We start from the raw sequence: 25318 nt of genomic DNA on the forward strand, positions 1-25318 counted from the left end.
TCACTGTCCTTTCGGCAGGCCCAGGACCCGCTCGCCGATGATGTTGCGCTGAATATCTTTGCTGCCGGCAGCGATGGTCTGGGCGAAGCTGTGATGCCACACCTTCGACGGGTCCTTCGGTCCTTCGAAGCGTTCGGCTGAATCGGCGCCGAGGATGTCGATCGCCAGCTTCTTGACTCGCTGATCGAGCTCGGCGTAGAAGAGCCTCAGCATCGAGCCTTCCGGTCCGGGCTGAGTGCTGCGGGCATTCCTGGTGATGTTGGCCAGACCCATGGCCGAGAGTGCCGTGGCTTCGGCTCGTGCGGTGGCCAGGCGCTCGGCAATCGCGTCATCGCTGATGCGCGAGCGGCCTCGACGGTCGACGCGCGTCCGGGCCTCCTCGGTCAGCCGGTCGATCTCTCGCGCTGTCTCGACCTGGTCCTTCATGAACCCCGTGCCGCGTTCGAACGAGAGCGTGGACATGGCGACGCTCCATCCGTCGTCGACCTTGCCCACGACGTTCGAGAGCGGAATCCGTACGTTGTCGTAGTAGACCTCGCACAGTTCTGGTTCGCCGGTGACCAGCTCGATGGGTCGGACCGTGATGCCGGGAGTGTGCATGTCGCACACGGCCCAGGTGATTCCGTGGTGGCGCTTCTCGCCGCGGCTGGTACGGATCAACAGTTCCTGGTAGTCGGCGAACTGGGCATAGCTGGTCCAGATCTTCTGCCCGTTGACGACCAGATGATCGCCGTCGATCTCGCCCCGAAGGGACAGGCCGGCCAGGTCGCTGCCTGCTCCGGGCTCGGAGAAGCCCTGACACCACACCGTTTCGCCCTTCAGGATCTTGGGCAGATGAAACGTCTTGAGCTCTTCGTTCGCACGGGCGATGAGGGTGGGGCCGGCGTGATTGATGCCCACGAAGCACACGCCGATGTAGGGGGCATCAGCCCACGCCATTTCTTCGAACCAGATCATCTGCTCGAGCAGTGACAGGCCGCGGCCACCGTATTCCTGTGGCCAGTTGATTCCTGCCCAACCGCCGTCGAACTGCGTGCGCTGCCAAGACACGTCGAAGTCGCGAGCTTCGGCGCTGACGGGGGGACGGGGTGTACGAGGCACGTTCTCGGAGAGCCACGTGCGGACCTCATGGCGGAACTCAGCCAGTTCGGGGGGCATCGCCAGATCCATGAACTCTCCTGAAATGGTATAGGTAAATGATCTATCTCATTTAAGCATTTGATGCGAAGATGGTCTATACCACCGAGCAGGGTGGATTTCGGAAGGGAGCACGATGGGTCTGAAGACGGAGATCGACAGCGGGGTCTGCGTGATCTCACTCAATCGGCCGGAGCGACACAATGCTCTTGACGATGCGACCGTCGAAGCGTTTGATGCCGCGTTCCACGGTGCCGTCGACAACAGCGACGTGGCGGTGATCGTTCTTCGCGGTGAAGGTCCGTCGTTCTGCTCCGGTCGCGACACCACTCAGCTCGGTCGACGAGTCGAAGGTGAGAGCGACTTCGCATTTGTTCGGCGTCACCAGGACTCCCGGCTCGCGCAGGCAGACTGTCCCAAGCCGGTGATCGCTGCGCTGAAGGGACATGTCCTCGGCGGCGGCCTCGAGATGGCCTTGGCGGCCGACATCAGGGTTGCGGCGCCGGATGTGCGGATGGCTTTCCCCGAGATCAAGTACGGATTGATGACAGACACGGGCGGATCGGCCTTCGCGACCATGTTGGCAGGCCCGTCGCGTGCCAAGCTCATGTTGATGACGGGCCGACGTATTGGCGCTGATCAGGCGCTTGCATGGGGCCTGATCGATGAGCTGGTGGCCCCTGAGGATCTGGACGACACCGCGCTCTCGCTCGCCAGGGAGATCGCGCAGCACGCGCCGATGGCACTGAGCAGCATCAAGCAGGTGGTCGATGAGACGTGGCACGCGGCTTTGCACAGCGGCGTCCGGGCAGAGCTTCTCGCTCAGATCGCCCTTTTCTCCAGTCCGGAGTATCTCGACATCAAGAACAAGCGGCAGGAGTTGGCACGATGACAGGTCTTCAGAAGGCGCCGGCATTCGGCTCGGCGGCACTTCCAGCCGGAACGTATGACGGTCAAGTTGTCTTCATCACCGGCGGCGGTACGGGCCTGGGCAAGGCGATGGCCATCGAGTTCGCCCGCCTCGGGGCTTCGGTCGCCATCGCCAGTCGCAAGGAGGAGCACCGGGCGGCCGGTGTGGCGGCGATCGAGGCTGTGGGCGGCAAGGGTTTGGGCGTCGAGGTCGACGTGCGCCAGCCGGCGCAGGTCGCGGCGGCGTTCGACCTGGTCGAGTCAACGCTCGGTCCCGTGGACGTGCTGATTAACAATGCTGCCGGGAATTTTCAGGTGAAGGCGGAAGATCTATCGATCAACGGCTGGCGTGCTGTGACGGGAATCGTCCTTGACGGCACCTTTATCTGCAGCACCGAGCTTGCGCGGCGGGCCAAGAAAGCTGATCGCCCGGCCGGCATCCTGAACATCGGTGCGACCTATTCCTGGACCGGCGGTCCAGGAACGTCCCCGTCTGCTGCCGCGAAGGCCGGGGTGACCAACCTGACGCAAACCCTCGCGGTGGAATGGGCGCCCTATGGCATCCGTGTCAATTGTCTCGCGCCGGGTGCGTTCCCGCACAATGATCATCCCGACGCGCTGATCGCTGCGCGCAACGGCGGATCTGCCGACCCCGCGACACGGGTTCCGGCCGGCCGGGTCGGTGAGCTGCACGAGCTGGGCTGGACTGCAACGTTCATGTGCTCTCCGTATGCGGCCTACCTCAGTGGGCACACGTTGGTGCTCGACGGGGCGAACTGGCTGCGCAGGGGATTGCGGATGCCGGTGTTCGTCCCTTTGGACGAGCAGATGGCCGACCCAGATCATTCTTGACGACCCACGGGCCACAGAGGGACCTCGCGGGTCGTCGTTCTCGACGGCATAGCTCGGTCACCACGCGGTAACACCAGCCCATGAAGTTCACGGTGGAATACCCGGTCAGCGCACCAGACCATGACCCGGCGGTCGTCAGCGGTGAGGGGATGACCTCTATCGCACAAGCGGTAGAGGCGGGGGGTTACGAGGCCATCGCGTTCACGGAGCATCCCGCTCCCTCGAAGAAATGGCTGGACGCCGGAGGCCACGAGTCGCTCGACCTGATTTCTTCGTTGTCCTACTGTGCGGCGATCACTCAACGGATACGTCTCATGACCTACCTGCTGGTGCTGCCCTACCACAAGCCGTTCATGGCAGCCAAGGCGTTCTCGACACTCGACAGGCTGTCCGGCGGGAGGGTCACGATCGTGGCCGGCGCAGGGTACCTTCGCTCGGAGTTCCTAGCCCTCGACGTGAACATGGAGAATCGTAACGAGCTCTTCGACGAGGCCATCGAGGTCATGCGCGGAGCATGGACCAAGGTGCCGTTCAGCTACCGAGGCAAACATTTCGAGGGCAGAGGCGTCGCTTCGGTTCCCGGACCGGTCCAGGTCGGGGGACCCCCGATCATGATCGGGGGCAACAGTGCGATGGCAAGACACCGCGCCGCCCGTCATCAGGGCTGGAGTCCGCTGCTGGTCGGCCACGAGATCGCGCAGACCACGCGTACGCCGGCCCTGGCAACCATCGAGCAGCTTGCTGTCCGAGTCGCCGAGGTCCGCGAGCACGCAATCATCGAGCAGGGCGAGGGAACTCGGATACAAATCCAGGTTCAGACGCCGGAGTCTAAATACCTCGGCAGCAGCACCGGAAGCATTGAAGAACATCGTGATCATCTCGGGCGGCTCGCAGACGCAGGAGTGGATTCCTTCGTGCTTGCGCCGCCGGGGGACAGCGTCGCGCAGACCGTCGAGGCGCTACACGGCTACGCGGAGACGTTCCTGCAGAGATGACCTGATTCCCTTGAGCTCGATGGCTCAGTGAGTTCGCTTTCGGGTCGCCCCGCGATGCGCAGGTAGGTCGCGCTCGCCGGCTCACTAGTCTTTCGTGGTATCCAAACCGGGCGTGATCACGCGTCGGCCGCCATCCACGTCCAACACGCTTCCGGTGATGAATCCGGCCCGGTCGGACGCCAGGAACTGCACCGCGCCGGCGATGTCCTGCGGGGTACCAACGCGCTGAGCGGCAATGTCGCGCGCAATTCGTTTGTACGCACTCTCGTCGAATGCGGCATCGAAGAACTCGGTACCGGGTACGAAACCGGGTGATACGCAATTGGCCGTGATCCCGAGGTGCCCGAGGTCGCTGGCAACCTGGACGATCCACCGGTTGATGGCGGCCTTACACGCGGCATAAGCGACTTCCCCGCCATTGCGGTGCGCAGTGGCCGAGGAGATCGCGATGAATCGCCCGCCGCCCCGCCGTAACAAGTGCCGTAGCGCGCGCTCGAGTAGCACCGCGGACAGGATGTTTGCGTTGACCGTGTTGTGCCAATGGGCAGCGATGTCCTCCAGAGTTTCATGAGCGTCGTGGTTACTGCTTCCTGCATTGGCCACGACCACGTCGATCGCCCCGAACCGTTCCTCCAGGCGCGCCGCGAGCTCCCTCAACTGCGCAGGGTCGGTCACGTCTGCTGCCATCGGTATGACGTTTTCGCGCCCATCGACTGCAGCTTCCAGAACTGCTGTGCGTCGTCCGACGATGACCACCGTCGCGCCGGACGCGGCGAAGATGTCGGCGATAGCTCTGCCGATACCTGTACCGCCGCCCGAGACGACCACGACCTGCGGTTCTGTGCTCATGACGGGTCCTTCTTCCGTGCCGTGTTCAGTGGTGTGTCGGACGTCAGGCGAAGCGTCTGATCTCGACGTCCAGCAGGTCGGTCAGGTTGTCGGCCGGCGGCGTGGGTAGTTTGACCGCGCTGTCACGGGTCGGAAGCAGCACGACGGCCGTCCCCGGGGTGTTGACCTCGCCACGCTGGTTGGTGCAGGTCAGCTCGAGGTGGACCTCGTGGCGTGCGCCCTGCTCGTCGGTGACCTCACGCTTGTCCACGACCGTGCCGGTGACGCACGTCGTGTCGCCCATGTAGTTGAACTTGCGGTGCTGGCACGACAGCTTCCAGAGCCACGCGTCGTCGCCCATCCAATCGGTGACAGCGTGCGTCAGCCACGTCTCGCGCATCGCGCCGTAGTCGTAGTTCATCGGGATGCCGAGCTCGGTGGCGCGCTCGGACTCCCAGTGCAGACGCTGCACGGTGTCCGGGATGTTGCGCGAGTTGGGCGGGTACAGCCCGGGGATCTTCTTGCGGATCTTGCGGGAGATGCCAAACGCCCCGGGGGGAGTGAGCTGCATGCCCCAGCCGACGTGCCACACGACCACATCGGTCATCGTCAGTGGGCCCTTGACGCGGGGCTGGATCTCGTCCCCGATCGCAACGTCCTCGAAGTAGCGCGTCTCGGCGCCCCGGATCGTCTCGGCGTCGTATGCGGCGTCGATCTCGGCGATCTGCTCGTCGGTGTAAGGCTTCGTGAAGTCGATGGGGTCGACTTTCTTGGCGTTCGCGCGCGAGGTGTGCCGCTCGGCGTTGATCCACGTGCCGCGCTGGATCGTGACGATGTCTCCGTCACCGTTCGCGAACAGGAAGTCATTGGTCACGTGCGCGGTGCGGTTGCCGAACTTGCTGGGCTTCTCCTGCACGCCCACCTGGGCGCGGAGGACCTGGCAGCGGTCGCCGAGCATGAGGGGCTTGTAGTACTCGAACTCCATGACCGCCTGGTATGAGCCGAGGCCCGCGAACGGGTCGCCCTTGAGGGCAGCCTTCTGCTCCGGAGACAATGGCGGCGCGGCGTTCTCGCCCATCGTGTACATGAAGTTGGGCGGGGCGATCAGGCCACCCCAGCGGGTGTTCTTGCCGTAGTCCGGGTCGCACCACAGCGGGTTCGAGTCACCGTAGGCGTAGGCGAAGTGCCGCACGTTGTCGGTCGCGACCTCGTGGTTGTGCGGCGTGAGCGGACGCTCCGGGATCCCGATGCGAGCGCGCGAGCGCTCGAACGCACCGTCGGTCAGCACGCCGAACGTGCTCTCGGTCGATGCCGGACTGCTATCGGTGGTGCTCACGCATTTCCTCCTGGGGGCGGGGACTCTCGACACGAGACTACAAGCAGTTATATAATTTATCTATACCGAGGGAGGGGCTGACGTGCAGTTTGGGATGTTGTGGCCCGGCGCCGACCTGGCAGCCGAGGCCGAGAAGGCCGGAGTGTCGGCCTTTTGCACCGGCGAGTTCGTCGATCTCGAGGCGTACTCGACGCTCGCGGACATGGTCGACAAGACCACCGATGCCCTGGTGGGGACGTCGATCGCCTACGCCTTCGCCCGCACGCCGTACGCCCACGCAGCCGCAGCACGCTCGTTGTCGAAGAAGGCCCCGGGCCGCATCTTCATCGGGCTGGGATCGGGCGCGTACTCCATCAACCGTGACTGGTTCGGCGTCGAGGCCGATCGCCCCGTCGCGCGGATGAGCGACCTGGCCGGCGCGATCCGGGCCTGGCTGCACGCCGAGAACGGCAAGCCGGTGGTCTACGACGGTGAGTACTACCAGATCAACGCGAAGGTGCAGGCGCCTGTGCTCGGCCGCCTCGACGTGCCGGTGCTGTTCGCCGGATTCAACAAGGTCATGGCCGCCGCCGGAGCACGCGTAGGCGACGGCGTCATCGGGCACGGGCTGTTCACAGCCCAGTGGTGGGACGAGGTCGTCCGTCCGGCCACGGCCGCCGGCTTCGCCGAGCGCGCGGACAACGACCGCCCCGCTCCGGTCGAGCACGGCTGGCTGATCACCGCGATCGACGACGCCGACCCCGCGCGAGCGATTCAGGACGCCCGCCGCATGGTGGCCTTCTACCTCACGGTCAAGACGTACGATCCGTTCGTCGAGGCCCACGGATGGGCCGATCAGGTCCATCAGCTCCGTGCCGCCTTCAGGAAGGGCGACATGGACGGTCTCGCGGCTGCGGTCACCGACGACATGCTGGCGGCCATCGCGGTCTGCGGCACTTCTGCCGATGCCCGGGAGCAGTTCGCTGTCCGTCAGGCAGAGGGCTCGCTTGCTCGCGACGTGACCTTCCTAGCGCCTCCGTCGTTCCTGGTCAGCGACCGGCGGCGCGCGGTCTACGCCCGTAACAGCCTGGTGCTTGTCGCCCCGCCTCGACCGAGGAGCCCGCGGATGACTGACAGCGGCCCCAAACCGGCCTTCATCGACGCTGCCGGGGCAGTGGACTGATGCACCTGACGCGGCTTGCCGCAGAGCTGGGTCACCGGCGCGCCGTCGTGATGGCGCACTCCGGTGAGAGCTTGAGCTACGCCCAGCTGGAGGCGGAGTCGAATCGGATCGCACATATATTTCACGATCTCGGGCTCAGGACCGGCGACCACATCGCGATCCTGATGACCAACCAGATCGAGCTGTTCCCTGTCGTGTGGGCAGCGCAGCGCAGCGGACTGTTCTACACGCCCGTCAACTGGCACCTGACGGCCGACGAGGCGGCCTACATCGTCGACAACTGCGAGGCGACGGTGCTGATCTCGTCGCCTGAGCTCGAGGCGGTCGCGACTCACTGCGCTGCGGCGGCGTCGCGGCCAGTGGCCCGGATTGTGATCGGCTATGAGGAGGGCGCGGAGCCCGCCGGTGCGCTGCGCCTGGAGTCCCTAGTGGCCGAAGCGTCGCCCGAGCCGCTCGAGACCGAGCTCGAGGGCTACTACATGTTCTATTCGTCGGGCACCACCGGACGGCCCAAGGGCATCCTGCCGGAGCTCAATGGTGCGCTGTTCGGCACCGGCCATGCGATCGACCACATCATGGCCACCTCGTTCGGATTCGGTCGCGACACGATTTACCTGAGCCCTGGCCCGCTGTACCACGCAGCGCCGCTCGGGTGGTCGGTCGGAACGATCCGCAGCGGCGGCACGGTCGTGGTCATGGAGCGGTTCGAGGCTGCGCACGCCCTTGAGCTGATCGATCTGCACAAGGTCACCCATGCCCAGTTCGTGCCGACGATGTTCGTGCGAATGCTCAAGCTCGACGAGAGCGTGCGTCGGATGCACGACGTGAGCTCGCTGCAGGTCGTGGTCCACGCCGGGGCACCGTGCCCGGTCGATGTCAAGCGACAGATGATCGAGTGGTTCGGACCGAAGCTGGTCGAGTTCTACGCAGGGTCCGAGGGAACCGGCTTCTTCATGATCGACTCCGCGACCTGGCTCGAGCGCCCCGGGTCGGTAGGCCGTCCGGTGGTCGGCAAGCCTCACATCTGTGACGACGACGGGCGTGAGCTGCCGACCGGTGAGATCGGAACGGTCTGGTTCAGCGACACCCTTCGATTCGAGTACCACAACGATCCCGAGAAGACGGCCGGCGCGTGGGACGACCGCGGCTGGACGACCCTGGGGGACCTGGGCCACGTCGACCCCGACGGCTTCCTCTACCTCGCCGACCGGCGCACCGACCTGATCCTGTCGGGTGGGGTCAACATCTATCCCCGCGAGATCGAGGACACGCTGATCGCTCATCCCGCTGTGACCGATGTGGCGGTCATCGGGGTGCCAGACGAGGAGTTCGGGCAGGCCGTCCATGCCGTCGTCCAACCGGCCGACCCAGCTGCTGCCGGCGACGACCTCGCAGCCGAGCTGATCTCGTTCGTACGCCGCCACCTCGCCCACTTCAAGGCGCCGCGGACGCTGTCGTTCACAGACGAGCTGCCGCGTCTGCCCAGCGGCAAAGTACTCAAGCGGAACCTGAATCGATGACCGGGACACAGTCGATGGCGGATTGGGAGCTCGCTGCCCGGGAACGGGTGCGGGACACGTACGCGGCGTACACCCACGCCGGGGACCGGTTCCGCCTCGCGGAGCTCGCGGCATGTTTCACCGAGGATGGTGTTCTCGAGGTCAAGGGTGACGGGACGGCGGTCGGTCGGGAAGCGATCGTGGCGATGTTGTCCGGCGCTCGACGCGATCCGGGCTCTGCCGCGGAAGTTCCCCGGATCCGGCACTTCGTCGCCAATATCGCCTTCACCTCGGTCACGTCCGAGCGGATCGGGGCCTCAGCGTACTTCCAGGTCCTGACCCAGCGGGGCCCTGACCACTGGGGTCGCTACCGCGATGTATTCGTGCCGGTTGGCGCCCGCTGGCTGCTGTCCCATCGTCTGGTGGCAGTGGACACAGTCATGCCCGGCAGCTGGTATGAGCGAGTCCACGCATCGTGACCCCTTAGTCGCGAGGCGCAGGGCCGGATCGGCATCGACCCCTTACGCGGGGCCGCGGCCCGTGGGAACGAACAAGACCACCGGAACCTTCTGCACCCGCCCAGTTTCAACACGCGGAGTCTGTATTAGGTGTACTCAGATAGCCAGAAATTGTTTCTTGAAACTCAACATCGGGCTAGGTCTAATAATGTAGTGTACGAAATAGGTCCCCCCGAAGGGGGCGCTGAGGTCGCCATGCTGGCCGCCCGCACCGGGAATGCTCTCCGAACCGACAGCAACCTGGCGTGCGTGCTGGGGCGCCTCCGGGACGCGCGTTGACAGGCAGATTTCAAGACTCTCCGCGCCATCAAAAACAAAGGAAGGCGATTCCCATGACACGACGCTCGGACCGTAGTGCCCCATTTCGAGTAGCAGTGTGGGGGCCTGGTGGTATCGGCAAAGCGCTGATCCGCGAAGCCATCGACAAGCCGGAGATCGATCTGGTCGGCGTTCTGTGTTTCAGTGACGAGAAAGACGGTCAGGACGCCGGCGAGTACTTCGGCTACGGCACGGCAGGCGTGCGGATGACCAAGGACAAAGAAGCGATTCTCGCCCTCAAGCCCGATGTCATTCTGCATGCCACACGGGTCACGGCCCCGGTGGACATCGACTCCGACGTCACCGACGACGTGGTCCGCATGCTCGAATTGGGCATCAACGTGGCCAGCGCGACCGCCTATCACTGGCTGCCGGTTCACGGAGCCGATTTCGTGGAGAAGGTCGAGGCTGCGTGCCGTACGGGCGGCACGGCGCTGCACTCGAGCGGGATCAATCCCGGCCTGCTCAACGAGCGCTGGGTCTTGGGTCTCACCGGAGTCTGTACGAGCATTGACTCGATCAAGGTCCAGGAGATCTCCAACATCTCCACCCTGCCGACCCTCGACATGCTGGTCGACCGGATCGGGGTTGGCCGACCGCCCGAGGACGTGCGGCAGGAGCACACGGGAGGCGCGCACTATTACCACGAAACGATCACATTGACCTGCCACCTTCTCGGCATGCAGGTTGACCGCGTCGACTACGAGCGCGGCTTCATCGTGGCCGAGGAGGATCGGGAGATCCCTGTGCACAAGACGGACGGCTCCACTGCAGTCGTCAAGGTCGCGAAGGGGATGGTCGCGGGAAAGCTCGACCGATATGTCGGCCATGTGGACGGGAAACCGTTCTTCACCCTCGAGGAAATCTTCTTCGTGGACGAAAAGGACTCCCCAGTCGAGATGAACGGGATGCCTTACCTCGCGACTGCTCGCATCGAGGCGAAGCCGACCTCGGTTGACGCTCGGATCGCCATGGCCGCCTCGGTGATCGAGAACAAGATCCTGCAGGACGACGGCACACGGCCGACATACAACGCGACAGCGGTGTCACTGATCCAGGCCATCCCGATCGTCTGCGGGGCGCAGCCGGGCATCATCTACCCCTCGACCTTTGCGCACTACTACCCAGACCTGCGGGACTTCCCGAGCCCGCTGATCGATGCCTCGCCGCAGACGGCGTCAACAAGCTGAGACTCCAGCTGGGCTGAACTCGAGAACCATGGTCGCCGGTGGGGCCGGCGGCGCGGCCGCCCGCTATGGGACTCGAGTAGAGTAACCTTAATTACGTGGCCGTGTGGCCGGATCCCCACTCTCTGAGAGCAACATGCAGGTGGGCAGAAGCGGCAAGGGTCAACTTGCGGCGAACTCGGCGCTGCTGTGATCGGCGCCATGTACAGGAGAAATTTCGATGGCACGAACGGTACGGATCGCGAACTTCTCCGGCGCAATGGGCGACCGGTTCACCGCGCTCGAGGAGGCCGTCCGAGGGGAGCCGGTCGACGTCGTGATCGGCGATTTCATGGCCGAGATCACCATGTCTGCCATTGCGTCGGGGCTCTCACGCAGCGGGCGGGGAGCACGAGAGTTCTACGCACGCGTCTTCCTCGCCCAGGTCGAGCCGCTACTGGGCGACATTGCCGAGCGGGGGATCAAGATCGTGGTCAACGCCGGGGTGTTCAACCCGGCCGGCCTGTCGGAGGCGCTGCGCGCGGTGATCGCCGAGCGGGGCGTAGACCTTGCGGTCGCCCATGTCGTCGGCGACGACCTGTTGGACCGCACCGCGGCACTCGTGGCCGAGGAGCAGCTGACCCACCTCGACACCGGCGCGGCTTTCGATCCCGAGGGTCCCGAGGTCTTCGCGGCCAACGCCTACCTCGGCGGCTGGGGCATTGCCGCAGCGCTCGGGGCGGGCGCCGACATCGTCATCACCGGCCGGGTCGCCGACGCCTCGCTCGTTCTGGGCCCCGCGGCCTGGTGGCACGGCTGGGGTCAAGACGACTGGGACCGGGTCGCCGGCGCCGTGGTCGCCGCCCACATTGTCGAGTGTGGGCCTCAGGCTGCAGGTGGCAACTTTTCCGGCTTCACCACGATCCCGAACAACACGTTGGTGGCTTTCCCGATCGCCGAGGTCGACGAGGACGGGTCCTGCGTGATCACAAAGCGGGCGTCGGACGGCGGAGCGGTCACCGTCGACACGGTGACAGCTCAGCTCATGTACGAGATCCAGGGACCGCGCTACCTGAACCCGGACGTGGTGGCTCACATCGACCCAGTTCAGCTGACCCAGGAGGGGCCAGACCGCGTCCGGGTGTCCGGCATCCAGGGCGGCCCGCCGCCGGCGACCACGAAGGTCGGCATTCACCGGCTCGCGGGCTACCGCGGCGCCACTTGGATCTACCCGACCGGCCTGGACATCGAGGCCAAAATCGATGTGCTGCGCCGGCAAGCCGCCGCAGCCGCGGAAGGCCTGAACCTGACCGAGGTCCTCGTGACACCGTGCGGGCGCCCGGCAGAGGATCCCGCCGACCAGTACGCCGCGACCGTCGCGGTGCAGATCGCGGCCTCGTCGGACGAGCGCGGGCAGGTGCGCGAGTTCCTGGGCAAGTTCACCTCGTACGGGCTGGGCAGCATCCCCGGCTACTACCTCGACATGACAGGAGCGTCCGGGGCCGAGGTCCAGCGAATCGACTACTGGCCGGGACTGGTCCGCCAGGAGGATTTACAGCACGAGGTCGTGCTCGCCGACGGGCGACGAATCCCTGTCGCCGTCCCGAAGACCGCCCCGTTCGACGGCCAGCCCGCACCTGTCGCAGTCGAGGCTGCGGGGGAGCTCGGCGAGACCCGGCGGGTGCCTTTCGGTGAGATCGCCTACGCCCGTACCGGGGACAAGGGCGGCAACGCCAACCTCGGCGTCTGGGTGCCGCAGCCGTATGCGGCCGCGTACCCGTGGCTGGTGGGCTTCCTGACCGAAGACCGGCTCCGAGAGCTGCTCGGGCTCCGGGAGGGTGTCGCGGTGGAGCGGTATCCGATGCCGGCGATCCACGGCCTGTCGTTCGTGCTCCGAGACTTCTTCGGCACCAGCGGCTCCTCGTACCTGGGGCTGGACCAGATCGGAAAGTCGCTCGGCGAATTCCTGCGCGCCAAGCACGTCGACGTCCCTATCGGCCTGTTGGGCGGCGTCGCGAACTAAGCCTGCGTGCGAAAAGAGGATACTTTTTATGCCGAAAGTCCGATATGCTTGGCTGGCCGCGCAGTGCTGCGAAAGTCGGTGAGGAGTACGAATGACTCTCACGTTTAGTGACGAGCAAGAGGAACTGCGAGCGTCAGTGCGCCGGTTCCTGCTGGACAAGGCCCCGACGGAGGCGGTGCGCCGGGCCGTCGAGACCGACGAGGGGCACGATCCCGCGGTTTGGGGGCAGATGGCGAACCAGCTGGGGCTGCACGGCATAGCGCTGCCCGAGGAGCACGGCGGGATGGGCTTCGGCGCAGTCGAGCTGGGTATCGTGCTGGAGGAGCTGGGGCGCGCCCTGAGCCCGGAGCCGTTCCTTTCCACTGTCGCCCTGTCCGGTCGCGCGCTCGCCGTCAGCACGGACACCGCGCTGCAGGAACGGTGGCTGCCGGGGATCGTCGAGGGCACGGTCACCGCGGCGCTGGCGGTGGCGGAGCCGGGTGGCGGCTGGAACGCCGACGCGGTGTCCACCGTGGCCGAGCGGTCCGGGGACGGGTACGTCCTCACAGGGACAAAGAACTTCGTGATCGGCGGTGAGTCGGCGGACCTGCTGCTCGTCGTCGCCGTGGCGGACGACGCCCCCGCACTGTTTGCAATCGACGCGGTCGCCGGCCCGGAGGGGCTGACCCGCACGCGGCTCGCAGTACTCGACGAGACCCGGAGGCTTGCTCGGATCGACCTTGAAGGCACGCCCGCGCAGCGGGTCGACGCGCCGGCGGGTCACCTTCGTCGTGTCCTCGACCTCTCGCTCATAGCGCTCGCAGCGGAGCAGGTCGGCACCGCGCAGGCCTGCCTGGATCTGAGTGTCGAGTACGCCAAGGTGCGCGTGCAGTTCGGTCGCCCGATCGGCTCCTTTCAGGCCATCAAGCACAAGTGCGCCACCATGCTGGTGCAGCTCGAGGCCGCCCGGTCTGCCCTCTACCACGCCGCGTCGCTGGCCGCCGACCCCGATGCGGACCCGGTCGAGCTCGCCGCGGCTGCCGCCGTCTGCGCCGCCTGGGTCGGCGACACCGCTGTGCAGATTGCCAAGGAAACCATCCAGATCCACGGCGGTATCGGCTACACATGGGAGCACGACTCCCACCTGTTCCTGAAGCGGGCCAAGTCTTCCGAGCTGCTCTTCGACACACCAGCAGTGCATCGCGCGCGGCTGGCAGACCTGGTCGGGATGTGAGGAAAAAGATGACGCTCACCACCACGCCAAACAGCACCACCGAGACGGACCAAGAGTTCCGCGCTCGGCTGCGCGCCTTCCTCACCGAAAACCACCCCGGCAAGCCGCCGCGTGAACCCGAAGAACGCAGGGCCTGGCAAAAAGATTGGCTCGCCGCCCTCTTCGACGCCGGCTATGCGGGGCCGAGTTGGCCCAGAGAGCACGGTGGGATGGACCTGTCGTTCGCTCGCCAGGTCATCTACCAGGAGGAGTACAGCAAGGCGCGGGTACCCGGGCCGCAGGGCACCGGGCTGGGCATCGTCGCGCCGACGATCATCAAGTACGGCACGGACGACCAGAAGGCCCGCTGGCTGCGCTCGATGCTGCGCGGCGACACCGTGTGGGCCCAGGGCTGGTCGGAACCGGGGGCCGGGTCTGACCTCCCCGCGCTGCGGACCACCGCCAAGCGTGACGGCGACCACTACGTCGTCAACGGGCAGAAGGTCTGGAATACCCAGGCGAGCCAGGCGGACGTGCTGTACACGCTGGTGCGCACCGGAACCCAGGAGTCCCGGCAGAAGGGCATCAGCTACATCATCATCGACGCCAGAGCCCCGGGTGTTCTCATCCGCCCGCTGCGGGACATCACAGGTGGCTCGCACTTTTCGGAGATCTTCTTCGATGACGTCCGGGTTCCGGTGGCGGACCGGATCGGCGAGGAGAACGAGGGTTGGAAGCTGGTCCGCACCTCACTTGGCCATGAGCGCGCCGCGGGAGCGATGAACCAGGCCACCACGTATCGGCGGGTGGTCGACGAACTGATCGCGTTGGCCAGAGAGCGCGACGTAGCTGCGGACCCGCTGGTGCGGGACAAGTTGGCGGACTTCGAGATCCGGGTGCGGATCATGCGATATACGGGCATGCGGATCATCTCGGACATCATCGGCCGGGGAGAGCCGGGTCCGGCGTCGTCTACCGCGCGGTTGTTCATCACCTCGTTTGAGCAGGATCTGCACGAGTTCGCGGTGGATATGCTCGGGATGGACGCGCTACTGCTCAAGGAGGACCCGGGCGCGGTGCAGCGCGGCCGGTGGACCCGCGGCTTCCTTTCCAGCCGCGCAGCGACAATCGGCGCGGGTACCTCCGAGATCCAGCGGAACACGATCGGCGAGCAGGTCCTCGGCTTGCCGCATGACCCTGCGATGCCGCCTCGCTGAGGCCTCCGCCGCCCGCTGTTTCGAACGCCAACCTGGAGGAATCATGACCGACGAGCGAACGGACACCCCGCACATCCGGACCGTCGAGGATGACGGTGTGCTCATCGTCATTTTCGACCGGGACGCAAAGCTGAACGCGATCAGCCCTGAGATGACCGCGGTCCTGTGGGACGCAGTGCGGAACCTCGGCGACCGGGAGGACCTGCGGGCGCTCTTGATCACCGGCCGGGGCCGCTTCTTTTCGGCAGGGATGGATCTGGCGGCCAAGACGCCGGTCACCACGGCGAAGCGGGGTTCGGAGTTCCGTCGGGCATACCGTGACCACCACCTGCTCTACGACGAGATCGAGTCGGTGGAGAAGCCGGTTTTCGTTGCCGCGCAGGGGCCTTGCCTCGGCGGAGCGCTGGAGATGGCTTGCTCGTGCGACTTCCGTTTCGCCTCAGAGGAGGCGCGCTTCCAGCTGCCCGAGGTCAAGCTCGGTGCGATTCCCGGCAGCGGCGGGGTAAGCAGGCTGACGCGTCTGGTGGGGCCGCACTGGGGCAAGTGGATCGCGATGGCGGGGCGCAGCGTCGACGCGCACCAGGCTGAGCGGATCGGATTGGTTCACGAAGTGTTCCCGGCAGATGGTTTCAACGAGGCGGTGTTGTCGCGGATCCGCGAAATCGTCGCCCTACCTGCAGAAGCGCTGGGCGCGGCCAAGTTGGCCGTAGACCTGGTCGCAGGCACAGACCGAGGAACGGCTCGCGACATCGAGCGGCTCACAAACACCCATCTCGTCCTCGCCGACGGCTGGCCGGACCGAGTGCCGGGACAACCGGGCGGGGACTGAAGAAGGCGAGGGGTCCTCGCGTTCCTGCCATGATCATCTTGTGAGCGCCCTTCGACCGGTTGTCTGCTCAACCACAGGCAGTAGGCAGGGGTGTATCAGTACGGACCCCGCGTTGTCCGATGACCCTCATCGACCAGGCAACACTGGCGGCCTCCTGCAGTGCGTGACCAGCACTGAGCGTTATGTCGTGACCGGAATCGGCAACTGAGCAAGCCTCGACGTGCGCGCTGGGTCCATAGAGTGGCGCTTCTTGAGAAGCAATGGCCGAGCCTGAGCTGCAGTCGAAGCTGCCCAACACACCTGGCGCGTCACCAAGGGGGCCCGGAGGACAAAGAAAGTCGTCCGATCCCATGATGACCATGGTAGGCACGTTGATTGCCCGAGTCGCGTCATTGAGGTTCAGGAAGAACCCGTTCAACTGCGCCACGGAGAACACGTCTTTCGTTGCTTCGTCCTTTGCTATCACCGATGGGTCGGAATGCGGGACATCAAAGAACGAACGTCCGCGGGTATTTGGTCTGGTTGTCCAATATCCCGGGTCGGTGATCTTTCCGGCGAACTTCGGATCGAGCACAGCGGGATAGAGAGAGGTTCCGAACCCCATCGCTCTCTCGCCCGACACATGGTGAACCATGCCGGTGACGATGAGGCCGCTGATGTCGCGGTATCTGATGGCCTCCGCCCATGCAGTCATTGAGCCCAGAGAATGACCGACGAGAATCACCTTTCCGAAACGAGGCCATCCAGGGTCACCGGACGAATCGCCTGTCCCCAAGAGGGCCTGCACTACCTGATGTAGGGCGTCACCGGCTTTTTCGATGGTGAGATCTGCGCTTGGCGGCCGGGAGCTTTCACCAGTACCGAGAGGATCGATGGCGAATGTCGGGATGCCGGATGCCGCGACCGCTCGCGCGTACGAGTAGTCGGTTCCATTGACTTCCCCAAAATCCCAATAGCTGTGGTCGTACGTCGCGCCTGGAACAAGGAGCTGAATCGTGGATTCGTCTCTGACGTCCGCCGGTGCTGCACAAAGAACGCCAGATATAGAGAGTGACTTGGCCCCGCCGGGCGTCAGCGAGACCGGCACCGTGTGCCGCTCACAGTTCACCTCTCCTGATTCTCTCTCCAGGCCGGGACTTGCCTCCGCGGTTCCCGCGAAGCTGAGTAGAAGGCCGAGCACTACGCTCGCAACTGCCGATGCCTGCAATCTTGTGGTGCGGCGAGATCGTTTCATGGTCCTGTGGATCTCAATTCATACTCTCGTCGTTCTGTGGACAGAACATCGCGCCACTTTGTTTGGGGCCGAACTGGTTTGGCCTGATGGGAAGTTCTCGACAGGGACTCGTCGGCCAGCCGCTTTGGGCGTTCAGGCCCGGCGAAACGGCGAATCGAGGTCTGAGCCTGTTGTGGATCGGTGAGGATCTCCGCCATGCTCGTTCAGCCGACAACCTGCCGCGCGTGAAGATCCGTGATGACCTCGGTGTCGTATCCGATCTCCGTCAGGATGGTGTCGGTGTGCTCGCCGGTGAGGCACCCTCCCTTGGTCTGAGTGGTGGAACGGGAGAACTTCACCGAGGGGCCGAAGCGAAGGTGTTCCTCGAAGATGGGGCTCGTCGCGGTGCCTGCATACTCGGCGGCGAGCTCGGGGTTCGTCTGCATCTGATTCTCCGGCATCGCCTCGGTGACCTGGACGCAGCCCACACCGGCGTTGAGAAGGCGTTTTTCCCACTCGGCGGCGGGGTTGTGGGCAAAGACGTGGGTGAGGGCTTCGGCGAGGTCTCGATCGTGATCAGTCCGGTCCTCAGGGGTGGCGAAGCGGGGATCGTCAGCGAGGCCTACGAAGTCGGCCAGCGCTTCGGTGAGGGGCGCCCAATCCTTGGCGGCGGGCGCAGCCAGGCAGACCCATCCGTCGGCGGCGCGATACATGCGGTAGAGCGCGTTCCACCCGATGCAGTCGTCGTCTACCTCTGGCGTCTGTGGGCGCCCGGGGAAGTCGACAAGCCGGTCGAGCAGCACATGTGTGCCGGTGGCCAGCATGGTCACCGTGAGGGGTCCGGTGGGTCGAGACCGCTGACGGGCCAGCAGACCGAGCAGAATGGTGGAGGCGACACTCAGAGCCGCCAGGCCGTCAGCCTGCAGGCTGGGCACGGCGGTCGCGGAGTTGAACTGGCGCATCGCCGACTTCTTCTCTTCCAGGGTGTGCACCGACCGAGTGGCACCGGGCGCATCGGTGAGGGCCAGGCCCACCGCGGCGGAGATGGACGGGGCGTAGGCGGGTCGGTGGCCGTACGGACCGCCGACCCCGTAGCCGGGGGCGTTGACGTAGATCAGGTCGGGGTTGATGGCGCGCAGTGCGTCATAGCCGATGCCGGCTCGTTCGGCGGCGCCGGCGCGGAACGACTGCAACACGACGTCGGCGCGGCGGACGAGCTCGTGCAAGATCCGCAGGCCCTCGTCGGTGCCGATGTCCACCGCGATGGACTCCTTGCCCTGCATGACCCGGGCTCCGCCGGACTCGGGGAAGGGCAGCACGTTGCGGATCGTGTCCCCGGACACCGCCTCGACTTTGATCACCCGCGCGCCCAGGTCGGTCAGCTGGGTGCTGCCGAACGGGCCCGCGAACATGACACCGAAGTCCAAAATGGTCACCCCGTCCAGCGGCAGGGTCGGCGGAACGTCGGTTGCGAACGGCTCTCCCGTGGACTCGGCCAGATCAGCGCGAATCTCGGCGCCGTGTTCGTCGAGGCGGGGAGCGGGGCGCGGCGGGAGGAAGGGATGCCCTTCTACGTGAACCAGGGCGCCGGGACGACGGACCCGCCCGTACTCGGGATCGTCGACGACAACGTCGCGACCCTCCCACTGCAGCTGCGGGTGGTCGAGCGCCTCGGGCCCACGGCGGAACAGCTCCGCACTCAGGTTCGGGTTGGTCTCGAACACCTGCTGCCAGTCGGCGAGCGTCCGCTCACCTACTCTCTCCAGCATCATCTCCCACAGCTCGGTCCGCAGCTCCTGCGTCTCCAGCTTGGGGATGCCCTTCCACTTCGGGTCGGTGAGCAGAGAGCCCAAGCCGAGCTCTTCCAGCATGGCCACGAACAGCCGCGGGCCCACCTGCGCGAACTGCAGGAAGCGGCCGTCTTTGGTCGGAGCCGCCAACAGCGGGTAGGACATCGGGCTGCGCGGCTCGCCGGCCGCGCTGTAGGGGGCGACGGTGTGGTAAGCGCCTGGCCAGCGGATACCGACCAGCTCACCGAACCAGTTCCAGGCATCGATCATGCTGGCACCGCGGACCAGGTCAGCTTCGACATGCTGGCCGCGCCCGGTGCTCTCCCGGTCCAGCAACGCGGCCAGGATGCCGTGTACCGCCGTCTGTGCCGCACCCCATGAGGCGTTGGGGACAGAGACGAAAGCGGGTCCCGGCCGCTCGACCATGTTGGCCTTGGCGTGGAACATCCCGAGCTTGGCCATCACCAGGGCCTCGTAACCGGGAAGATCCGCCCATGGCCCTGACATGCCGAACCCGGTGATCGCACAGCTCACCAGTCGGGGGTTGACAGCCGCCAGCCGCTCTGCGGTCAACCCGCGGCGCGTCAGCGTGGCCGGACGCATGGTGGTGACGCAGACGTCGGCTCCCGCCAGCAGTCGGTCCAGTTCGGCCCGCCCGGCCTCGTTTCGGATGTCGATCACGATGCTGCGTTTTCCACCGCTCATCGCCGGCCAGGCCGCCGAGGCCCGCAACGGGCTGCCGCCCGGCGGCTCCACCAACACCACATCGGCCCCGGCGTCGGCCAGGAACTGGGTGGCCTGACCGCCCGGTGCGGTCGTGGACAGGTCCACGACCTGCAATCCCGTCAGCGGACCCGGCCCGTCCTGGGTGTCCACCGACGCGACTTCGTGAGATGGGTTGTTAGTCACTGTGTTCCTCCGGCCAGCGGAATTGTTCCGCGTATTTCTTGAATCGCTTTGGGGATCGTGTCTTGTGGCCACACCGGGCAGAGGCGATGGCGCGTACTTGATAACCGGCGAGCCGCCGCGGCACGGGCGGTTCAGCTGACCCGAATGTTCCTGGGCGGGAACAGGGGAACCTCGTGCTGGAGCCGGATGCCGGGCGCAGCGTCGCAGACGTAGGGGATCGCTGCGACGGCCGACAGGGGAGTGGTGCTGAGGCCTCCTCCGACCCGGAACAGCTCGTTCTCGAGCACCGGGTTGCCGGTGATCTTGATCTGTTGTGTCACACCCGGTTTGCCTTTTGCCAAGGCGGAGTTCGGCCAGTCGGGGGCAGCATCCTCGTGGAGTCGGAGGATCTTGTTGTAGACGAGCACTGGCGAATCGCCCAACATGGCCTCGACCTTCCACCAAGCCGCCGCTGTCGCTCCTGCCTTCGCAAGGCCGTAGGCGGCGGTCTCGTAGTCGTGGTCGACGGCGGCGGTGTCCCAGGTTTGGCGGAACTCGTCCACCCCGACACCTATGAAGTCGGCGATACCGCGGAGGGTGTTGATATGCCACGACGCCCCCACTTCCGAGGTGAACATGGGGGGAAGGTAGTCCAGCGGCTTGTTGAATCCGTACATGTCGAGCGACTCGGTCGCAGAGTAGCGACGCACGTTGGAGATCTCGATGAGGTCGATCCGATCCACGTGCCCGGCGACGTTGAGCAATGTGAATAGATGTTGACCGAATCCGAACCCCGGGTCCTCCCCGGTCAGGAGGATCGAGCTCTTCCCGCGCTCGCACGCCTCTTGCACGGGATCGACATGCTCCGACTGCCCATGGACGGGGTATTGCAGCTCGAAGTGCGAGATGGTGACCACGTTCGTGCCGCGTTCGAGGAATGGCACCACGTCGCCGGTGGTTTGCGTCTCTCGATTTGCGCTGCTGGCGAAGTAGGCCAGACAGTCGGCATCCAGCGACAGCAATTCCTCGACGTCATCCGTCAGCCGCACGCCCGTCGGTCCGACGCCGGCGAGGTCTCCGGCATCCATTCCGACCTTCTCCCTCGACCAGGCATGGACGCCGACCAACTCGAGATCGGGATGATCTATGACCATCCTCAAACCGTCGCGCCCCAGATACCCGGTTCCCCACACAATTACTCGCCGCATCGCCATCGACTGTCTCCCTGTTTCACACGAAAGTTCTCGGGGCGGTCCGAGTCGGCCGCCGGACCTGCTCACGCTCTCCTGGCCTAGGTCCAGCTGAGCGGGAGCTTGTCGATGCTCATCAGGCCGGCGCCGTGCATGCTGAGTTCCGTGCCTGGGGTGACGTGATAGTCAGGAATGGCCTCGTGCCACTCCTCGAAGGCGATCTTCAATTCCAGGCGGGCGAGGTGGGATCCGAGGCAACGGTGCGGCCCCATACCGAAGATCGCGTTCCGGGACACGGTCCGGTCGAAGTCCACCTCGTCAGGCCTCTCGTTCTCCTCCGGATCACGGGATACGAGGGAATTGCACAGCAGTACTCGATCGCCCTTCCGCATGTGGACGCCGGCGAATTCCATGTCCTCGATGACGGTCCGCGCGTTGTTGGTGAAGGAGAAGTACCGCAGCAGTTCTTCCGCGGCTGCCGCCGAATAGGAGAGGTCCTCGACCAACTGCTGCCGGTACTCGTCATGGCGCGCGAGGAAGTTGAAGGACCACGTCATCGCCGTGGCAACGGTCTCCAGCCCAGCCATGAAGAGCAACATCGTCACAGATATCACGTCGGACTCGCCCATCGGCTCGCCGTCGACACGCGTCTCGAAGAGTCGGCTGACCCAATCCTCGCGGGGTTGAGCCTTGCGGTCCGCCACCAGAGCCGTTATGCGCGCGTGTACCTGTTGATACGCATTGATCGCAGCTGCCCGATCGGAGACCGGATCATCCGTGTGGCGCATCATGTCGTTGTTCCACGACACGAACTGCTTTGTTTCCTCGACCGGCAGACCCAGTCTGTTGACGAAGAATTGAGTCGGTAACGGCACGGCGTACAGCTGACAGAAGTCACCCGAGCCCAACGACTTCGCGGTCTCCAGCAGCTCGCGGGCGATGCCTCGGATGTCGTCCTCCATCTCGGCGACCTCCTTCGGCGAGAACATGCCGGCGATGGCCCGCCGGTACTTGGTGTGCTCTGGCGGATCGAGCTCCTCCGGGATGAGCGGATACTCTGTCGGCTTCGCTGGAAGCCCACCCGGATTGTTCGAGAAGAGGTCGGGCCGCTGGAACGTCTCACGAATGTCTGTTGCCCGCGTGAGGACCCAAAAGCCTTCCCAACGAGGGCTGAAGAAAGCACGATCGTCCCCGCGGAGCCTCAGCAGGGATTCGAATGGGTCGGCCAAGAACTCAGGGTCAGCAATATGGTCGAAGTCCCGGACCAGGTTCTCCGGAACGTGTTCCGGGACCGTAAACGCAGATGTCACAATCGCTCCTGTCGTCTTAATGAGTGAACTAAATGTACACCCGACGTGGCGCGGGTCACAAGCGCGGACAGGAGGCGCAGCTTGATCGCCCGGTCGATCCCGAATGAGCCGTTCTGGTCTTTTGATGGACAGGACGGGTCGGCGTGAGTAACGTAATTAGAATACTCATTAATCGATTTCTGAACTGCCGTCGAGGCGCGTGCGGCTCTACGCGTCCGTGGAATCCGCGCGGCACCCCGCTCAGTCCCAGGGGTTTCGACGACCTCACCGCCGCGGGGCGTTAGCCCCGAAACCAACGAACGACCCAAACCCACGAACGAAGGAGTTCCACCATGGCCGGATCGCTTGAGGGCCGCGTCGCGTTCATCACCGGTGTTGCGCGCGGCCAGGGCCGTGCCCACGCCGTTCGGTTGGCACGTGAAGGTGTTGACATCATCGGTGTCGACATCTGTGAGAACTACCCACACATGACCTACCCCAATGCTTCGGAGGCCGATCTGGCCGAGACCGTCGAGCTGGTCGAGAAGCTGGACCGCCGGATCGTCGCCCGCAAAGCTGACGTCCGCGACTACGACCAGCTCAAGGCGGCCTTCGACGAGGGCATCGCCGAATTCGGCCGCGTGGACATCATCATTGCCAACGCCGGCATCATCCGCCTGGGCGAGGAAGAGGACTTCCTCGCGGAGTGGAAGGAGGTCATCGACACCAACTTGACCGGAGCCTTCCACACCATTCGCGCGGCACTTCCAGCACTCAAGGAGGGTGGGAGGGGCGGCTCGATCGTCATCACCAGCTCCACCGCGGGACTCAAGGGCACCAGTAGCCCGCGGGCCAGTTATCAGGCCTACAGCGCGGCCAAGCGCGGTTTGGTCGGGTACATGCAGGCCCTGGCCAACGACCTGGGACCGGAGTGGATCCGGGTTAACACCATCCACCCCACCGGTGTGGTCTCGGGAATGACCCAGAACGAGCCGATGGACCGGCTCATGGCGCAGGCCGCGGCCGGCGGCAACAACGACATCTCGGGCATGCAGAACCTGCTGCCCATCGGGATCCTCGAAGCCGAGGACATCGCCAACGCCGTCGCGTGGTTGGTCTCCGACGAGGCCAAGTACATCACCGGTGTACAGCTCCCACTAGACGCCGGGTTCACGGTGCGCTGACTACCGGCCAACCAAGTCGTGCGCCGGCATCGGCGCCGTTCGACAACCAGGAGGACATGTGAAGGTCACCATCAACACCAGCCAGTGCGCGGGCCATGCCCGTTGCAACGCCATCGCACCTGACGTCTACGAACTCGATGACGGCGGATATGTCCTGCCCTTTGACGGTGAGGTCCCCGCTGAACTCGAGGTCTCGGCACGTAAGGGCGCAGAGGTTTGCCCTGAGCGGGCCATCACCGTCAGCTGACCCGCGCTCGGCACCTCTTTTCGCCGAGCGGCGCCGATCGGGCGACCGTCGCTGGAGCGTGCTCGGGGACCGGCTGCGTGCATCGAGAAAGAAGTGGTCATGAGCAGTGGGACAACGCCCGGCACGGCGGCCGGGCCCGAAGGCGCAATGATCCCTGGCGGCGGCGGGCGTCTGGTTGTCGTCGGAGGAGGACTCGCGGCGACCCGGATCGTCGAGGAGTATCGACGGCTCGGCGGAGACGGGGCGGTCAGCATCGTCGCCGCTGAGCAGCATCTTCCCTACGATCGGCCTCCGCTGACGAAGGCCGTGCTGCGCGGAGAGCGGGATGACTCACCGCTGCGCGAGGAGTGGTCGTCGCTCGACGTCGACATCAAGCTCGCGCGTCGGGCGGTCGCCCTCCACCTGGGCGACCGGTCGGTCCTCCTCGATGACGGGGAGGAGCTGACTTACGAGGCCCTCGTGATTGCCAATGGCGCGACCGCACGCACCCTTCCCGGCCTGACCGGGCCAAAGGTGCACGTCGTCCGGTCTCTCGATGACGCGCTGGCGCTGAGGCGCGACATCGCGGAGCACGGTCGGCTAACGGTGGTTGGCGGCGGGTTCATCGGCTGCGAGGCTGCTGCCAGTGCTCGGAGCATGGGCGCGGCGGTCACGCTGGTGGAAACGCTCCCCACACCGCTGGCTCGGGTACTGGGGACGCGCGTGGGGGCCGAGGTCGCCGCCCTGCACGAGCGGGCCGGCGTCGAGCTGCGCTGCGGCACCGCGGTCGTGGAGGTCAGGTCGTCCCGCGACGGCCGCCGCGAGCTGCTTCTCTCGGACGGTTCCGTCGTGGATGCCACGGTGGTACTGGTCGGTCTCGGTGTCGTTCCTGACACGGGGTGGCTCACGGGCTCCGGCATAGCCGTCGACGACGGTGTCTTGACAGATGCTCGAGGCCGCACCTCGCACCCGGGAGTGTGGAGCGCCGGGGACGTCGCCCGGTGGCGGGATCCGCACTCCGGCGAAAGCGTGCGGGTCGAGCACTGGACGAGCGCCGCCGATCAGGGAACGACTGTGGCCCGCGACATCCTCGGTCAGAGCGCTCCTCTGAATGAGGTGCCTTATTTTTGGAGCGACCAATACGATCGAAAGCTGCAGATGCTCGGCAGCCCAGAGCCGGACGACGACGTCGAGCTGATGTCGGTGGGGCCGAGCGGTGATCGGCTCCTGGCCGTCTACGGGCGCGACGGGCGGTTCACCGGAGTGGTCGGGGCGAGCGCGCCTCGCTGGGTGATGCGCATGCGCAACCTGCTGGCAGCGAAGGGCAGCTACGACGACGCTCTTGCACTTGCCCGGTCCTGAGACTGCACCGGCGGTCGCCGGTACCTCCCGGGTCGCGGATGACCATGTGGTGAGGCTCCCGCAATAACGTCAACTGCATTGCAATCCAGTGCTATTCGGTGCGTCGCGCACGAGTATTTTGTCGACTTTCCCCACCCTGTTCGACGTCCCTGTCACCAACTCAGGGCCCGGTGGAACAACTGCAACCACGCGGTC

General features: G+C 65.4%; 21 protein-coding genes. 14 read left to right on the forward strand and 7 right to left on the reverse strand.

What is annotated here, in order from left to right; genetic code table 11:
* Positions 1-1170, reverse strand: a complete 1170-nt coding sequence (locus ACVWY6_RS18155) for an acyl-CoA dehydrogenase family protein (protein WP_457539899.1) — start codon at positions 1168-1170, stop codon at positions 1-3.
* A 103-nt stretch (positions 1171-1273) separates the two neighbouring features.
* Here ACVWY6_RS18155 and ACVWY6_RS18160 point away from each other — a divergent pair, with 103 nt between their 5' ends.
* The 3 genes from ACVWY6_RS18160 to ACVWY6_RS18170 all read left to right on the forward strand — a co-directional run bounded on the left by ACVWY6_RS18160 (position 1274) and on the right by ACVWY6_RS18170 (position 3893).
* A complete protein-coding gene (locus tag ACVWY6_RS18160) occupies positions 1274-2029 on the forward strand; it encodes an enoyl-CoA hydratase/isomerase family protein (RefSeq protein WP_457539901.1) in 756 nt (251 codons plus the stop codon).
* Positions 2026-2898 carry an SDR family oxidoreductase gene (locus tag ACVWY6_RS18165; RefSeq protein ID WP_457539903.1) on the forward strand — a complete coding sequence of 291 codons (873 nt, stop codon included), beginning with the start codon at positions 2026-2028 and terminating at the stop codon, positions 2896-2898. Before ACVWY6_RS18160 ends, ACVWY6_RS18165 begins: the two co-directional genes overlap by 4 nt.
* Before the next feature lie 80 nt (positions 2899-2978).
* Entirely contained in the window at positions 2979-3893 is a 915-nt protein-coding gene (locus ACVWY6_RS18170) for an LLM class F420-dependent oxidoreductase (RefSeq protein ID WP_457539905.1), read from the forward strand.
* 84 nt (positions 3894-3977) lie between these two features.
* On the opposite strand, the gene ACVWY6_RS18175 is transcribed toward ACVWY6_RS18170, so the two are convergent.
* Positions 3978-4742, reverse strand: coding sequence for an SDR family NAD(P)-dependent oxidoreductase (locus ACVWY6_RS18175; protein ID WP_457539907.1), 765 nt, complete (start codon positions 4740-4742; stop codon positions 3978-3980).
* 43 nt (positions 4743-4785) lie between these two features.
* Positions 4786-6057 carry an FAS1-like dehydratase domain-containing protein gene (locus ACVWY6_RS18180; protein WP_457539909.1) on the reverse strand — a complete coding sequence of 424 codons (1272 nt, stop codon included), beginning with the start codon at positions 6055-6057 and terminating at the stop codon, positions 4786-4788.
* A gap of 82 nt (positions 6058-6139) precedes the next feature.
* On the opposite strand from ACVWY6_RS18180, the gene ACVWY6_RS18185 reads away from it, so the two are divergent.
* The 8 genes from ACVWY6_RS18185 to ACVWY6_RS18220 all read left to right on the forward strand — a co-directional run bounded on the left by ACVWY6_RS18185 (position 6140) and on the right by ACVWY6_RS18220 (position 15981).
* Positions 6140-7219, forward strand: coding sequence for an LLM class flavin-dependent oxidoreductase (locus ACVWY6_RS18185; RefSeq protein WP_457539911.1), 1080 nt, complete (start codon positions 6140-6142; stop codon positions 7217-7219).
* Entirely contained in the window at positions 7219-8739 is a 1521-nt protein-coding gene (locus ACVWY6_RS18190) for an acyl-CoA synthetase (protein WP_457539913.1), read from the forward strand. The genes ACVWY6_RS18185 and ACVWY6_RS18190 overlap by 1 nt, the downstream gene beginning before the upstream one ends.
* A complete protein-coding gene (locus tag ACVWY6_RS18195; RefSeq protein WP_457539915.1) occupies positions 8736-9197 on the forward strand; it encodes a nuclear transport factor 2 family protein in 462 nt (153 codons plus the stop codon). Before ACVWY6_RS18190 ends, ACVWY6_RS18195 begins: the two co-directional genes overlap by 4 nt.
* 371 nt (positions 9198-9568) lie before the next feature.
* A complete protein-coding gene (locus ACVWY6_RS18200) occupies positions 9569-10744 on the forward strand; it encodes a hypothetical protein (RefSeq protein WP_457539917.1) in 1176 nt (391 codons plus the stop codon).
* A gap of 217 nt (positions 10745-10961) precedes the next feature.
* Positions 10962-12743 carry an acyclic terpene utilization AtuA family protein gene (locus ACVWY6_RS18205; RefSeq protein WP_457539919.1) on the forward strand — a complete coding sequence of 594 codons (1782 nt, stop codon included), beginning with the start codon at positions 10962-10964 and terminating at the stop codon, positions 12741-12743.
* A gap of 91 nt (positions 12744-12834) precedes the next feature.
* Positions 12835-13956 (forward strand): acyl-CoA dehydrogenase family protein, encoded by a 1122-nt coding sequence (locus tag ACVWY6_RS18210; protein ID WP_457539921.1) that lies wholly within the window; start codon positions 12835-12837, stop codon positions 13954-13956.
* Positions 13957-13964: 8 nt separating this feature from the next.
* Complete coding sequence (locus ACVWY6_RS18215) at positions 13965-15152, forward strand: acyl-CoA dehydrogenase family protein (RefSeq protein WP_457539923.1); 1188 nt, start codon at positions 13965-13967, stop codon at positions 15150-15152.
* Positions 15153-15195: 43 nt separating this feature from the next.
* On the forward strand, positions 15196-15981 hold the full coding sequence (locus tag ACVWY6_RS18220; RefSeq protein ID WP_457539925.1) for an enoyl-CoA hydratase/isomerase family protein: 786 nt from the start codon (positions 15196-15198) through the stop codon (positions 15979-15981).
* Positions 15982-16048: 67 nt separating this feature from the next.
* On the opposite strand, the gene ACVWY6_RS18225 is transcribed toward ACVWY6_RS18220, so the two are convergent.
* The 4 genes from ACVWY6_RS18225 to ACVWY6_RS18240 form a co-directional block, all read right to left on the reverse strand.
* Positions 16049-17089, reverse strand: a complete 1041-nt coding sequence (locus tag ACVWY6_RS18225) for an alpha/beta fold hydrolase (protein WP_457539927.1) — start codon at positions 17087-17089, stop codon at positions 16049-16051.
* 329 nt (positions 17090-17418) lie between these two features.
* Positions 17419-19893, reverse strand: coding sequence for a CaiB/BaiF CoA transferase family protein (locus ACVWY6_RS18230; RefSeq protein ID WP_457539929.1), 2475 nt, complete (start codon positions 19891-19893; stop codon positions 17419-17421).
* A 131-nt stretch (positions 19894-20024) separates the two neighbouring features.
* Positions 20025-21080: a hypothetical protein gene (locus ACVWY6_RS18235; protein ID WP_457539931.1), complete on the reverse strand. Its 1056-nt coding sequence runs from the start codon at positions 21078-21080 to the stop codon at positions 20025-20027.
* A gap of 83 nt (positions 21081-21163) precedes the next feature.
* Entirely contained in the window at positions 21164-22372 is a 1209-nt protein-coding gene (locus tag ACVWY6_RS18240) for a cytochrome P450 (RefSeq protein WP_457539933.1), read from the reverse strand.
* Between the two features lie 332 nt (positions 22373-22704).
* Between ACVWY6_RS18240 and ACVWY6_RS18245 the strand changes: the two genes are divergently transcribed.
* The 3 genes from ACVWY6_RS18245 to ACVWY6_RS18255 all read left to right on the forward strand — a co-directional run bounded on the left by ACVWY6_RS18245 (position 22705) and on the right by ACVWY6_RS18255 (position 25123).
* Complete coding sequence (locus ACVWY6_RS18245; protein WP_457539935.1) at positions 22705-23535, forward strand: mycofactocin-coupled SDR family oxidoreductase; 831 nt, start codon at positions 22705-22707, stop codon at positions 23533-23535.
* A gap of 58 nt (positions 23536-23593) precedes the next feature.
* The gene (locus tag ACVWY6_RS18250; protein ID WP_457539936.1) at positions 23594-23782 is read left to right on the forward strand and encodes a ferredoxin; all 189 of its coding nucleotides are present in this window, start codon (positions 23594-23596) and stop codon (positions 23780-23782) included.
* A 99-nt stretch (positions 23783-23881) separates the two neighbouring features.
* Positions 23882-25123 carry an NAD(P)/FAD-dependent oxidoreductase gene (locus ACVWY6_RS18255; protein WP_457539938.1) on the forward strand — a complete coding sequence of 414 codons (1242 nt, stop codon included), beginning with the start codon at positions 23882-23884 and terminating at the stop codon, positions 25121-25123.
* Positions 25124-25318: the final 195 nt, after the last annotated feature.

The sequence above is a fragment of the Williamsia sp. R60 genome (genome assembly GCF_054063855.1).

What these genes read in the sequence shown, in the direction of transcription:
- ACVWY6_RS18155 (WP_457539899.1), bottom strand. Translation starts at nt 1,170, where the DNA reads ATGGATCTGGCGATGCCCCCCGAACTGGCTGAGTTCCGCCATGAGGTC.
- ACVWY6_RS18160 (WP_457539901.1), top strand. Translation starts at nt 1,274, where the DNA reads ATGGGTCTGAAGACGGAGATCGACAGCGGGGTCTGCGTGATCTCACTC.
- ACVWY6_RS18165 (WP_457539903.1), top strand. Translation starts at nt 2,026, where the DNA reads ATGACAGGTCTTCAGAAGGCGCCGGCATTCGGCTCGGCGGCACTTCCA.
- ACVWY6_RS18170 (WP_457539905.1), top strand. Translation starts at nt 2,979, where the DNA reads ATGAAGTTCACGGTGGAATACCCGGTCAGCGCACCAGACCATGACCCG.
- ACVWY6_RS18175 (WP_457539907.1), bottom strand. Translation starts at nt 4,742, where the DNA reads ATGAGCACAGAACCGCAGGTCGTGGTCGTCTCGGGCGGCGGTACAGGT.
- ACVWY6_RS18190 (WP_457539913.1), top strand. Translation starts at nt 7,219, where the DNA reads ATGCACCTGACGCGGCTTGCCGCAGAGCTGGGTCACCGGCGCGCCGTC.
- ACVWY6_RS18195 (WP_457539915.1), top strand. Translation starts at nt 8,736, where the DNA reads ATGACCGGGACACAGTCGATGGCGGATTGGGAGCTCGCTGCCCGGGAA.
- ACVWY6_RS18200 (WP_457539917.1), top strand. Translation starts at nt 9,569, where the DNA reads ATGACACGACGCTCGGACCGTAGTGCCCCATTTCGAGTAGCAGTGTGG.
- ACVWY6_RS18205 (WP_457539919.1), top strand. Translation starts at nt 10,962, where the DNA reads ATGGCACGAACGGTACGGATCGCGAACTTCTCCGGCGCAATGGGCGAC.
- ACVWY6_RS18210 (WP_457539921.1), top strand. Translation starts at nt 12,835, where the DNA reads ATGACTCTCACGTTTAGTGACGAGCAAGAGGAACTGCGAGCGTCAGTG.
- ACVWY6_RS18215 (WP_457539923.1), top strand. Translation starts at nt 13,965, where the DNA reads ATGACGCTCACCACCACGCCAAACAGCACCACCGAGACGGACCAAGAG.
- ACVWY6_RS18220 (WP_457539925.1), top strand. Translation starts at nt 15,196, where the DNA reads ATGACCGACGAGCGAACGGACACCCCGCACATCCGGACCGTCGAGGAT.
- ACVWY6_RS18235 (WP_457539931.1), bottom strand. Translation starts at nt 21,080, where the DNA reads ATGCGGCGAGTAATTGTGTGGGGAACCGGGTATCTGGGGCGCGACGGT.
- ACVWY6_RS18245 (WP_457539935.1), top strand. Translation starts at nt 22,705, where the DNA reads ATGGCCGGATCGCTTGAGGGCCGCGTCGCGTTCATCACCGGTGTTGCG.
- ACVWY6_RS18255 (WP_457539938.1), top strand. Translation starts at nt 23,882, where the DNA reads ATGAGCAGTGGGACAACGCCCGGCACGGCGGCCGGGCCCGAAGGCGCA.